Annotated in this window: 10 protein-coding genes and 1 pseudogene; all 11 read left to right on the top strand. The window is 41.0% G+C overall.

Features of this window, described 5'->3' with window-relative positions:
• Nucleotides 1-8 precede the first annotated feature (8 nt).
• The 11 genes and pseudogenes from WA381_RS00280 to WA381_RS00230 all read left to right on the top strand — a co-directional run bounded on the left by WA381_RS00280 (nucleotide 9) and on the right by WA381_RS00230 (nucleotide 12,384).
• Complete coding sequence (locus tag WA381_RS00280; RefSeq protein ID WP_156086884.1) at nucleotides 9-1,949, top strand: hypothetical protein; 1,941 nt, start codon at nucleotides 9-11, stop codon at nucleotides 1,947-1,949.
• Nucleotides 1,950-2,093: 144 nt separating this feature from the next.
• A pseudogene (locus tag WA381_RS00275) lies at nucleotides 2,094-2,336 on the top strand (transposase); the annotation flags it as partial.
• Between the two features lie 532 nt (nucleotides 2,337-2,868).
• Nucleotides 2,869-3,939 (top strand): hypothetical protein, encoded by a 1,071-nt coding sequence (locus WA381_RS00270; protein ID WP_156086886.1) that lies wholly within the window; start codon nucleotides 2,869-2,871, stop codon nucleotides 3,937-3,939.
• A gap of 220 nt (nucleotides 3,940-4,159) precedes the next feature.
• The gene (locus WA381_RS00265; protein WP_156086887.1) at nucleotides 4,160-4,987 is read left to right on the top strand and encodes a hypothetical protein; all 828 of its coding nucleotides are present in this window, start codon (nucleotides 4,160-4,162) and stop codon (nucleotides 4,985-4,987) included.
• Between the two features lie 372 nt (nucleotides 4,988-5,359).
• Nucleotides 5,360-5,833 (top strand): hypothetical protein, encoded by a 474-nt coding sequence (locus tag WA381_RS00260; protein ID WP_156086888.1) that lies wholly within the window; start codon nucleotides 5,360-5,362, stop codon nucleotides 5,831-5,833.
• 12 nt (nucleotides 5,834-5,845) lie between these two features.
• Entirely contained in the window at nucleotides 5,846-6,346 is a 501-nt protein-coding gene (locus tag WA381_RS00255; RefSeq protein ID WP_156086889.1) for a hypothetical protein, read from the top strand.
• A gap of 164 nt (nucleotides 6,347-6,510) precedes the next feature.
• Nucleotides 6,511-7,371, top strand: a complete 861-nt coding sequence (locus tag WA381_RS00250; RefSeq protein ID WP_156086890.1) for a hypothetical protein — start codon at nucleotides 6,511-6,513, stop codon at nucleotides 7,369-7,371.
• A gap of 221 nt (nucleotides 7,372-7,592) precedes the next feature.
• Complete coding sequence (locus WA381_RS00245) at nucleotides 7,593-8,252, top strand: hypothetical protein (protein WP_156086891.1); 660 nt, start codon at nucleotides 7,593-7,595, stop codon at nucleotides 8,250-8,252.
• Nucleotides 8,253-9,094: 842 nt separating this feature from the next.
• The gene (locus WA381_RS00240; protein ID WP_156086892.1) at nucleotides 9,095-10,072 is read left to right on the top strand and encodes an HlyD family secretion protein; all 978 of its coding nucleotides are present in this window, start codon (nucleotides 9,095-9,097) and stop codon (nucleotides 10,070-10,072) included.
• 3 nt (nucleotides 10,073-10,075) lie between these two features.
• Nucleotides 10,076-11,278 (top strand): ABC transporter permease, encoded by a 1,203-nt coding sequence (locus WA381_RS00235; RefSeq protein WP_156086893.1) that lies wholly within the window; start codon nucleotides 10,076-10,078, stop codon nucleotides 11,276-11,278.
• Nucleotides 11,279-11,295: 17 nt separating this feature from the next.
• Complete coding sequence (locus WA381_RS00230) at nucleotides 11,296-12,384, top strand: ABC transporter permease (protein WP_197044422.1); 1,089 nt, start codon at nucleotides 11,296-11,298, stop codon at nucleotides 12,382-12,384.
• Nucleotides 12,385-12,434: the final 50 nt, after the last annotated feature.

Below are 12,434 nucleotides of genomic sequence, written 5' to 3'. Positions count from 1 at the left end.
ATCTGCTGATGATTAGAAGTGTACTTCTCTTATTTACTATGGCTGTCATTATTGGATGCTCGACTGTACCCAATGTCGAAAGGACGGAAATAATATATCGACCAGGACAAGTGAATTTATTATCAAATGAAGAAAAGCAAACACTCTATAAACCCGAAATAGATACTAATGTGCAATATAATATTGGTGTAAGCTTATCGGGTGGTGGAATGCGTTCAGCCAGCTTCACAATGGGTGCACTTGCCGGGCTAATGGATTCAGGCGTACTACAACAAACAGATTTTCTCTCTTCAGTATCAGGTGGCGGGTATACTGGATATTGGCTATTAAGCAATTTGTACTTTTCAGACTTAAAAAATACTAACACTACATATCTTGACTATTTTAACGATTGCTACCCCGTTCAATTTCAATTGTACAAAGACACATATAACTATTTATATAGTAACTGTGTTACAGAAGATGATAGAAAGTCAAAAAGTTATATGTTTCAAAACCAAGTCGCACAACAAAGTGATTTACTAAATTATTACCAAGACACAGACAGGGGTAGCGTTAACTTTCACAAAATGCGGGCACAGCAATGGTCCGAGTTTGTAGGAGTTTTGGGTGCTCAGGTTGGCTCACTTATTCCACATCATTTAGGCAATACTTTATTCGATTGGAGTTGGAATGTATCTGCGGTAAAAAATGCTTATCAACACGGAATTGAGCGAGCTTTTGGCTTAGTTCCAATCGATCTATCGTGGCAAAAAATAGACGACAAAAAATATCACAACTCTGACTCACTTCTCTGGATGGATAATTACGGCGCACAAAAATTATCATTTGATGAGTTGAGAATTTTTACCAAGCAGCAATTAGCTGATTGCAGTACGAAGATGAGTATTGCAAAAAAATGCATCAGGCCGCCTGTTTGGATTATCAATAGTACAGCGGGTGTCGCTAATATGACATATGAATGGCTTGATAAAGCACCGTTATTGTCTGACTCAGTTTTTGAAATCTCACCGTTGATGTATGGCTCTGGTGAGTATGGTTATTCACACACTGCATTTAACCAGTTAAGCGTGTCTGAAAGTGTATCTGCCTCTGGAGCAGCTTTAGACATTCAATTCACTTCTGATGACATGTCTGGATGGACCCGTTCAGCTCTTGCAGGCTCCTTACATCTAATAAACGTTGATCTAGGTGAAAGCATAGAAAACTACAACCCAGAAAGTGCGAACCAAACGTTCCATAACTTTTTGCCATTTCCTCTTTACTACCTTCACGGTTTTTCACGAAATAAAAATTCTACTGACATTTACCTAAGCGATGGTGGACACAGTGAAAATTTAGGCGCGTATTCATTAATTGTGAGAGGTATAAAAAATGTCATAATTATCGATGCTGAGCATGACAGCAAGGGGAAATGGGGAGCACTAACATTACTTGCTAGTAACCTAAAAAAAGAACATGGGTTGGAGCTAAGTATATCGGGTAAAAAATTAATAGACGATAAAAATAATCCTCTAGATAAGGTAATAGAAGACCCTTTAGATGCAAGTGAAAATATCTACGTAGGAAGAGTGACTGGGTTTCGAGATGGTTTTATCAAGGGCCAAAATTACATTAATATCATTTATGTTAAGTCTTCACTCGTCAAACGGTATTTGTCACCTGACTGTTCAAATAACACTAGCCTTTATCCTTGCTCAACATTTCAACATATTAAACGCATGTTTTGGACTGCCAGCACCGATGGTAGTTGTAAACAAAACAATGAAAAAAACCCGTTTCCTAATCACAGTACTGCATACACAGCAGGAAACATGAGCCTAGACATATATTTTGCGTACCGAGACTTAGCACGTCATATTACAAGACGCATTTCAGTTGTCGATGGAAATATCATGATAAGTCCTCTTCCCGATGTAACTTTAGCGACAAAGCCATCTTGCTTATAGTGTTTCTGAAACAATTTTTAACTGTAATAATGCTAAAACAAGTTTATTCTTTCTATAAATTTAATTTCCACAAGCGTTTGAATCGCCAATGATTTCCTAGACACCTCATAGTTAGATAAACTAACCGTAAATAGGGAGGTGCTCATGAGCAGAAAACGCTCCCCCGAAAAATTCAAGCAAGAAGCGGTTAAACAGGTTGTTGATCGTGGTCACTCTGTCGCAGATGTCGCCAAACGTCTCGATATCACGACGCATAGCCTTTATGCCTAGGTTAAAAAATATGGACCCGATTCCACGAAATATAACGAGCTGGCCAACGTTCAGACCGAAATCAAACGCTTGCAAAAAGAGCTGAAGCGGGCTACTGAAGAGCGGGATATATTAAAAATGCAGCTGTCAATGCATTGGAGTGACATATCCCCCCAAAATAACACCATGACATTGATGAGATTTCCAATAAACTGGAGACAATAGATATCTCAAAATGAAAAAACGCTACAGCAATGAACTTGCTCAGCAACTATTTCAATAGTCAAATAATGGCTCTTTTTTTACAGTAGTATCAAGATAGTCTAAAAACACCCGTTAGACTGATTCCCCTTGATATAAGGTGAGACATCCACAACTAGTAGCCAGTTTTCCCTGCTTTAAAGCAGGTTTTCTCGCAAGAAAGAACATGAATTTTTCCCAAAGGGACAGCTTCGGATAATTAGGACCGAATGAAAGCTCTTTACTAACACGAGCGTCACGGTACGCTCTTTGTCTTGTAAAAACTATAGAGGGAATTAACACAACCTGATTTTATTGACTATACTATAATCAATCAGGGCACATGACCATGATTTCCGGCGGCAAATTTATGCTAGGAAGTGCTGGATAGTTTCATTTACTGCAAAGTGACACAGAGAAGGGATTCATTGTGACTAAACCCATTCTTATCATGACCCATGGTATGGGCTCATCTACAGATGAGTCTTTCAAAAAAGAAGTTGTCGATGCATTTCATTACGCTTACAACCAGTATCCGTCTTTCAAAAACAAAAATATCGAAGAACTTATCGATATTGAGGTAATTGAATACAACTCTATTCTAGAGGAACACCGGCAGGCAATGGCGGAACAAGCGGCTTCCGTTGCCAGCGTTTTGACCGGGATCCCCGGTCAGAATGTCACTCAGGAGCTAACTACAAAGTTTACCCTATATACTGAGAAGTTCGGCGCGGATAAGTTTTTTTATACCCACCTGCTAGATGTGCTTTTTTACCGATTTACAGTATTAGGCGAACTATGCCGTATTCGTATTGGGAAGGCTATTATCAAAGCGGTTAAGGAGAGAGGCGCTGCAAACGTGCATGTGCTGGGCCACTCTCTTGGCACAGCAGTTGTTCACGATGCTCTTGCTTCTGCCTATAGCAAGGGTTTTGATATAGAGAATGACATTACTGCTTTGTCGCCGGAAATGCATAAGCTGGCCAGTGTTCATCTTGTGGCTAATGTGTCACGGGTGCTTGAGTCGTTTATTCACGTTGACCAGTCTATTGTCAAACCACACTCCGGTTGTACCTATACGTACCGGGAATACAGGCACCACTACGACCCGTTTACCTGGGTGCGCCCTTTCAACCCGCCAGCCAGCCCACCCTGGCAACCCGAACCTTATAAACTGATCCAAATCAAAAGAATTGCTCAGCTAAACACACATGATATCGCGCACTATATTGAAAACCCTCTTGTTCACCGGGAAATGATACCTTTTTTTGATCAAAGCTTCTGGCCGGAAAATGCGGATAAACTGAATGCAGACACCACCTATTTTAACACCTCGAACAAAGAAATTTACAGAGAAGTGGCCGAAAAGTGTGACCAGCTTTTTGATTTTCCATCTGGCTCAGTGAGCGATTTACTGGCTCTGGTGAGAAGCTACCTGGATATTATCAAATCTTATGGCAGTACGTTAGCAAGCACTGAGGAGAAAGATGATGAAAATTAAACTCATCCCGGTCTTCCTCGTAATAGTTTATGCGTATTTACTTTTTTGTGGCTCGGCCCCGGCACGGGCAGATGGCATTGATAGAAAAAAGTGGAAAGCATTTTGTGCCGAAGAACTGAGTATTACCCCCAAATACTTTACCTCGTTTGGTGACAGTACAAACGAGCTACGCGACATTTATTGCGCTACGCTGGATGTGAGAGCGTTCAGAGAGGCCTTAGTGTCTGCAATGGTAGCCGACTCAACCCCGCTTACTGCGGTTAACGGCATACCGGTTAACGGAACTAATCAGTCTTTTACGTTCAATCTCATGATAAACAGCCTGGCATCGATGCCCCTGACGTTGGGGGTTCCAAACTTCCAGTCACGACGCACCGCGTCAACAATGGAGCTGGGCCTAGGCTCATTACAAACCTACTCTCTTCCTCTGGATGCATGTACCTCAACCATTCAACAAACGTACACGGATGCAACCTGTATGTCCTATTTTTCAGAATTCAAAGACGTATACACCTTTGCTCAGCAAACGGTAGCAGCCCCTGTTGCCGAACAAGTCTGGCAAGTATGGGATGCGGCAGAAAAAGAATGGAACCGTTACTTTGATGAAGGTCGTTCTCAGTACCCCTGGGAGTATATTGCCAACTATGCGTGGTGGGCGCGCTCAAAGCGGGCCGGAGAGGTCGGCACACCTCTGGATTACCAGATAATACTACTTCACCCCAGCCCGGTGATAGAAAATGTAAAAGATGCCAGAGATGGCGAAAACACCGAACCGGCGCTGATGATAGAAGTGGTTGGAATTAATTACTGGCAATCTGACAAATGGTACCAACCTACTGGCGCATCACTGGTGACGATCCATGCTGATCGAGATGGAGTGCGCGACTGGGCATACGGTGCTGCCGTGCATTTTAACAATAACCTCACCATTGGTATGGCAAGACACGAAAACGAAAATGGCATTTTCATTTCTGTCGATCTGCTGCATGCATTATTCAATACCGAATCCAGAATAAAAGAAATTCGCAGCCAGTTTTTAGGAAAATAATGATGGTTAAATAATTCATGAGGATATCGCACTTAACGCATTGCTAATGGCAGTCTAACAGGTAACCCCAAACAGAAAGTCAAGGTCTATTTTGCTTAAGGAAGTCATTATTCACGTCACTACTAGCAGGCCTTTTTAAAATCGAATGGGCTGGAAGAAAGCATGAGTCGACACGAAAACTGCCATGATAACTCTGTAGCAAAAAGCTTTGTCCAATTTATAAAGCACGAGAGAATTAGGAAAAAAGGTTTACTCAATCCTAGATGATGCAAGAAGTGACACCTTTTATTACAACGACTGAAAATGAAAGCATAGATACGAATAATTTAGATTACTTGTATCCATGAATAAGCCAGGGAGTGCAATTTAACAATGAAATTAAAAGTTAATAGAGCGAAACTGATACAAGCAATCGCCCAGCAGCTAAAGATTTCTCATAGGCAAGCTAGAGATATAACGAATTTAGTTGAAGTAGAAACAGCCAGCGACAGCAAAGAGCACTACGTACTTGATACTGAGGGAAAAAAACTAACCATAGGAAAGATAGAATCTGAGAAACCTCTTGTTAGGCATGGTACAAGCGGAACTGGGGCAGGTTCATCTCATGTTATTGTTACTGCAACAGGGACCAGATTAATCCTAAGAGGTGGACGTAAGCTTTCTACCAAAAATAGAAAAACACGGGTCGGTAGAATAACTAACCAGCTAAAGGTTGAAGTCGTTGACTCAAACAATTCTGTCATGCGTGAACAGATATTAGAATATGGACTTACGCGCAGAGAGCGGCAGTCGCCAAGAATGATTCACGGCACCTCTGGTACTGGTGCTGGAAACAAGGAAAAATAAGGACATATTGTCATGAAAGTGCAATCTATGTGGGAAGCATTTGGCAGCTCAACCACAACGCTATCCGCTAACTGCCGAGCTTTCGCAATTGCAGCAATTGCACTTGTTTGGATTTTTCATACGAAAAAAAACGATGGAACTTTTGAGCTACCATTACAGCTGATTGAAGCTGTGCGTTTTGTGGTGATATCTATGGTCTGTGATTTCGCCCAATACACGTATAAAAGCTTGGCTTACTTGCATCTTGCTCATAAGGCAGAAAAAAATGCCGAAAAAGATCACCCAATATCAGACGACTTGAAAGATAAAGAGTCTGATAGTGAAGATGAACTCAAAATCAAACGAGCCAAAAGAGATGCCATTCTGAAAGCAAGGGGGGAAATGGATATCTTAGTGGATAGTTCTTGGAACATCATCACTAATTCATTGTTTTACTTAAAAATTATTATCTTAGGTTGCGCGTACTATAAAATCTTGAGCTACTTAAATGAGGTTATTTTAAAAGCATCTTAACTACATCCAGTATTTAACACTTCATATTCAGAAACTGACCGAAAAATCAAACTATGAGTGCAACTGATTAAAGAGGGATTACAAGTAGACAATTAGTGAGGCATTAACTTGATTGAATGTCTTCCAACACAAACGGTTCTTAATAATTCGAAGGGAGTCTTAAAATGACCGATGCTGCCCCCCAATCAAAATATGATGAAATTAAAATATTAAAAACATACATTACGAACGCGACTAAAAAAGCATCCACCTATTATAAGAAGTGGTCGTCTCTTTTTAGATTGTGGTCCGGACTAACCAGGGGATTGTCATTAGTAGTGGCTATCGCGGCGGTATACCTAACATTCGCTCATACAGATATAACCATCGTGAAAACGTATTTTGGCAGCAAGGCGAATGCCTCCTTATTCCTTATTGCGACCACCGGCATTCTCGTTGCTGTTGACAAGTTGTTTATCATTTCCGGAAACTGGAAAAGATCAACCATTGCCAAGATTAAAATTGCCGAGCTAGAAGAAACAGCCGAATTTCATTGGCACCGTATCAACATTGAGTATGGTGAATCTGGATTGGATGCAGCCGCCATCGTGTCAGTCTGTGATTTCTACCAAGCGCAACTGGTAGAGCTTTATAAAATCCAAACAGAAGAAACAACCAGTTGGGGAAATGACATCGATAAAGCTATTGAATCGTTCAAAACGGTACTGAACACCACAAAAGAACGGGCTGAAGCTGAGGCGAAAAAAGCCGCGCATCAGGCAACTACTTTCGAAACCACTATCGTGAAAGTGAAGCTCAAAAACTTCGAAAACGTAGAAGGAAATGTCACCATCACGTTGTCCGGGGTTGATTACAAACGGAAGCCACTAGATTTACTGGTATTCCAAGCAGTGCATGTGGTTGATGGACATGTGATTGCGAAAATCACTACTTCGACATCCAACGAAAAGATTTTTATTCAAGAAAATGTTGAAAAAGCGACCGCCGGCAACGCTGTTGAGTTTGAATTCGAATTCCAATCTTAGGCACAGTAGACCGCATTTACCGTGGAAACGGTGAAGAGGTTACAGTTATAGATTAGAATGTTTTTGTCAGCTTCTTTGACTGTCGTGATTTTCATTTTGAATCAATACTCTAATACATATTCCGGCCTGCTCCGAACAGCGATTCCGGAAATACTTTTGAAACGCCGAAAGATAATAAAGCTTCTCTAAATCAGCTAATGAATAAGTTAAATCATAATGCTATGAAACTATTTCCTTCCAAGATTGAAGTTAATGCACTCGCCGTTTTAGTGGCGTTTGTCATAGGTTTATGCCTTGGATTATTGATTCAAGTCATAGATTCAAATTCGCTAGAAGTATATATCGGTCTTAATAAGTCGGATCAAATAGCGTTGGCTTCTGCGGTTATAGCACTTTCTGCTTTTGGAGCAACAGCATACAGCTCTTACCTGGCACGGAAACACAATCGTATTTCGGTTTTTCCTAAACTGGACTATGCTGTAGTTTTCAGCAATTCAGTAGATCGCATTGGTTTGTTTTTAGTAAACAATGGATTGGGCCCCGCAGTAATTGAGAAGTGGGAGTTATTGGTAGATGACATGCCTTACCGAGCTCACGGAATAGAACGCTTCGAACAATTGACTACATTTTTAAAGCTAGATGATACCGTTAACTATGGCTATTTTAAACCAGGCACCATGTTTCAAGTTGGCGAAGCCATAGAGTTATTTGCAGTAAGTACAGAGCCTTACAGTTTTGGCCGCAACGATCAAATACGCAATGCACTGCAACGCCTAAAAATAACCATCACGTATCGCTCTATTTACCAAGAACTAAAGCGAGAAAAAGTGATATTCAACGGCTCAAAATATTTTCAGAAAAACTTTGGCGAGGAAGGGTAGCCTTGCAAAGAATTTAAAAAGTGTCTTTTTCATCTATCAACATATTGATCTGTAAATATTAGAGTAGACACTTTTTTTTCAAAATCCGTTGCTAGCGATAGCGTGGCGGTTCAAGTCCGCCCACTGGTACCATCTCTTCTTTTAGAAGTAGATACTAAAACCGACTTTTTAGTTGGTTTTTTTGTGTCTGAAGTTCAGCAAATCGCCACGCAAGCGTGTCGGCCGAGTGTTGCTCCATCGCATGGTGACCAGTCTCTTATTAATAAAGCTCCTCCAATCGATTTAGACGAATCATACACGTGCGAGACTTCGTGGTATGCAACTCAATTTATGGCTTGTGATTTAAATTCTACGGTGATTCGTTGAGGCATTTCTTCTCTTTGAAACGGATAGCTATCAAGCAATTAAATACCTAGAAAATCCAAATTGGCTCCATGCATGATAACCAAGTCACCAAAAGTAAACTAATTGAAATAGTTTTACAGGTAACTAAAATAAACCACGAGGACTTTAAACTATATATTTATATTGTCTACTGTCTTTCACACTGCTTAGAAGATTGAATAAGACTTGAGCTTATATGACTAGTGTAGTTTAGGCGTTACTCACCTAATGACGATTCACTAATCAAAGTTATTTTATCCGACAACATTACCATAACTCATTTCATTGTTTTGGTAGGCTTTTCTCGCGAAGAATGCCCCTCGGTTCATTAAGGTGGAAAGTACCGCCTTTAGGCTCGCTCATAAGGTCTTCTAAGGTAGAAATAGTAATTTCTGCATATTCTGAATTAATGCATTTATACCTAGATTTAATGAGTTGTCCGTGAAGGGGAAGAGTCAATGCCAACGCGTAAATTAATAGCAATTAGTGTGGTTATTGCAGTAGCTGTGATTGGCTTTGCTGTAAAAACCATGACAAATTCAGACACCCTACTGATTCAAGGAGAAGTTGAGGCAACTAGGATAGATCTCACTCCCCGCGTTTCTGGAAGAGTCTCCGAAGTGCTTGTTGATTTTGGTGACAAAGTTGAAAAAGCTCAAGTTGTGGTGCGCCTAGAAAGCCCACAGCTTTCCTCGGCTCTCTCAGCTGCGAAAGCGGCATTAAGCGTCGCAGAAGCTAATAGAGATTTAACTTATTCAACTCGCCCCGAGACGATAGCTGCAAGAAAGGCTCAATTGGAAAAGGCCAATACAGATGTAGTGCTTGCCCAAAAAGTTTACGACCGAGTTGCCAACCTGCGTGATTCAGCAATTACCTCTGCTCAAAATCTTGATGAAGCATCTAATTCACTCGACTCAGCTTTAAGGACTAAAGAAGCTGCTGAGGCCAACTTATTACTAGCCGAGAATGGAAGTAGTGAAGAACAAAAATCCGTAGCACAGGCTCAAGTTGAGCAAGCAATAGCTACTGTGAAACAAATGGAAGCAGATATTGCTGAATTAACAGTTGTATCGCCAATTGATGGTGAAGTAACTGCTCGTATGGCTGAATTGGGGAAAAATTTCTCAGCAGGATCGCCACTCATTTCAGTAGTCGACATTAATAATGCCTGGTTTACATTCCATATTAGAGAAGATTATTTAAGTGGTTTGAAGGTTGACGATCAGTTGAATGTTCGGGTTCCAGCATTGAGGGATAAAACGTTTAAAGCAAAAGTTACAGCTATTAATGCACTTGGTAGTTATGCAAATTGGCGAGCAACCAAAGCTACTGGTGATTTCGACTTAAGAACGTTTTCAATTCGACTAACGCCTTTAGAACGCGATCCTCAGCTAAGACCCGGAATGAGTGCATTGATCAACTTAGAACGGGACTAAGCTATGTTTGGTCACCTCGAACCGGGTTTCTGGCGTATTTTTCGTCGTGAACTTCGCCAAATAAAGAAGCGACCAAGATTGGCGTTCATGTTGCTGCCCTACCCTCTTTTATTGTTCGCGCTGCTGTGCTCGATTTTTTATGAGGGTTTGCCAACAGCTCTCCCAGTAGCGATTGTTGATCAAGACGATAGCAATGTTTCAAGACAAATATCTAGAATGGTTGATGAGACCCCTGAACTGGAGATAGTTGCTCGTTTATCAAATTTAACCGAGGCTAAAAGGGCAATATCTAAAGGACAAGTCTATGGCGTTGTTCTCATTCCCAAACATACAGAACGCGATTTACTCTCTGGGCAACGACCAGAAATTGTAACATTTTACAACAATCAAGTGCTTACTATAGGCGGCATTGTTTCACGCGCTGCAAATGCTGCTGTTGGTACATTTTCGGTAGGTGTTTCAATTCAAGTTCGCAAGTCTAAAGGGCAAATTGCTTACGAAGCTATGGCAGCAAAAAACACAATTCCATTGCAGCGCAGTCCTCTGTTCAACCCTGCACTTGACTATACCCAGTTTCTTTTATCTGCTGTTATGCCAGCAGTATTGCAAATCTTTATTTGTGCCAGTGCTGTAATGGCATTTGCTCGTGATCGTCATAGTAAGGGACATATGTCGAGATTGGTGCGCTTAGGGCAAACTCCAATAAAGTCAATGCTAGGAAAGCTCGCGCCATATGCACTAGCTTATTTAACAACATTGCTTTTAGCCGATTCAATTTTATTTGTATTTTTTGAAATTCCTTTTAAAGGAAGTTTACTTTTGCATGTGGGATACACTGTGCTGTTTGTATTTTCTTGCTTATCACTAGGTACCTTTTTAGCACTTTTAGCTAAAGACACGCTTGGTAGCCTTGGACTGGTAGGAATTCTGACGGCACCGGCTTTTGCATTTGCCGGAATTAGTTTTCCAAGAATGATGATGAACGACTTTTCTTTTGTATGGGGAAGCGCCATTCCTCTCACTCCATACCTCCAACTTCGGACCGATCAAGTAGTGCGTGGCGCAGAAACATGGGTATCACTGCCTACTTTAGGTTGGCTATTGCTGTTGCTTTGTCTATTTTGTGGAATGTCATTATTGCTACTTACCAAACAAGCTAAAACAAAGGATGTATCCGATCCAAGTTCTTTGGAGAGAAATTTATGAAAGGCTTGATTAGCAGTATGGCAACGTCAATAAGGCGATTGGTTACCAACCCTGCTGCCCGTGCAACCATGATTGCATCGATCATTATCTATGCGGTCATTTATCCTCAACCGTATAAATCTGAAGTAACTCGTGATGTTCCAATTGTCGTTGTTGATCAAGATGGCTCAAATGCAAGTCGCGAGCTTATTAGACGCATCAACTCTTCTGACAAGGTTCAAGTTGTATCTATTGTAAACAACTTTCTAGAAGCAAAAACGCTGTTCTTTGAACGCAATGTTGTTGGGGTGTTGATGATCCCTGCACATTTCGAAAGGGACTTAATCGATGGTAAGCCATCACCAGTCGCAGCGTACGGTGATGCAGGTTATTTCTTACTTTATAACGCTATGATGGGAGCAGTAGTTCAAGCAACACGCAGTATTGGCGCAGATGTGGAATATGTGCGATTAACATCATCTGGGATAAATCCAGAAATAGCCAATACAGTGATTAGTCCGATTACGAACACTTCAATAGCATTGTATAACCCATCGGGCGGGTACGCTACTTATGTTATACCTGCGGCATTTGTGTTGATTGTACAGCAATCATTTTTAATGGGGATTGGGATCTTACATGCCGGTCGCAAGCCTCTTAAAGGGGTCGAATTATTGGCGGCTCCTCTTGCGTACATAGCAATCTACTGTCTATGGATTGCTGTTACCCAGATTCTATTGCCGTTTTTGTATGGTATTCCACGCCTCGGAACTTGGTTAAATCTCTATTGTGTAGCCATACCATTTTTGCTTGCTGTCACCGCATTAGGCTTTGCAATATCACAAGTGTTTAAAGAACGAGAAGGTGTTGTATTCTTTTTAGTTGTTATGGGGTTACCGCTATTTTTTCTATCAGGCATCTCTTGGCCATTGGAAAGTATTCCTGAGCCTATTAGATTGATAGCGCTACTCATTCCTTCGACAACGGCTATATCCGCTTTCGTGCAAGTAGACCAAATGGGGGCTGGCTTCAATGAAGTGGCTGACAAAATTCTCATTGAGCTAGCGCTAGCTGTCGGATATACAATTCTTTCATTAAGCCTTATGAAATTCGGACAGAAAAAGTAGCTAGCAGTTGAGATTATTAATACCGGCCAGTTTTGGTAATTTCTACTAAA

Origin of the sequence: Alteromonas sp. CH_MED4-4, assembly GCF_037029575.1 — a bacterium.
Lineage (GTDB): Bacteria > Pseudomonadota > Gammaproteobacteria > Enterobacterales > Alteromonadaceae > Alteromonas > Alteromonas macleodii.
Note: the sequence above shows the minus strand (reverse complement) of the source record. Positions and strands in the feature narration are given on the sequence as shown.

What these genes read in the sequence shown, in the direction of transcription:
- WA381_RS00280 (WP_156086884.1), top strand. Translation starts at nt 9, where the DNA reads ATGATTAGAAGTGTACTTCTCTTATTTACTATGGCTGTCATTATTGGA.
- WA381_RS00260 (WP_156086888.1), top strand. Translation starts at nt 5,360, where the DNA reads ATGAAATTAAAAGTTAATAGAGCGAAACTGATACAAGCAATCGCCCAG.
- WA381_RS00255 (WP_156086889.1), top strand. Translation starts at nt 5,846, where the DNA reads ATGAAAGTGCAATCTATGTGGGAAGCATTTGGCAGCTCAACCACAACG.
- WA381_RS00250 (WP_156086890.1), top strand. Translation starts at nt 6,511, where the DNA reads ATGACCGATGCTGCCCCCCAATCAAAATATGATGAAATTAAAATATTA.
- WA381_RS00245 (WP_156086891.1), top strand. Translation starts at nt 7,593, where the DNA reads ATGAAACTATTTCCTTCCAAGATTGAAGTTAATGCACTCGCCGTTTTA.
- WA381_RS00240 (WP_156086892.1), top strand. Translation starts at nt 9,095, where the DNA reads ATGCCAACGCGTAAATTAATAGCAATTAGTGTGGTTATTGCAGTAGCT.
- WA381_RS00235 (WP_156086893.1), top strand. Translation starts at nt 10,076, where the DNA reads ATGTTTGGTCACCTCGAACCGGGTTTCTGGCGTATTTTTCGTCGTGAA.
- WA381_RS00230 (WP_197044422.1), top strand. Translation starts at nt 11,296, where the DNA reads ATGGCAACGTCAATAAGGCGATTGGTTACCAACCCTGCTGCCCGTGCA.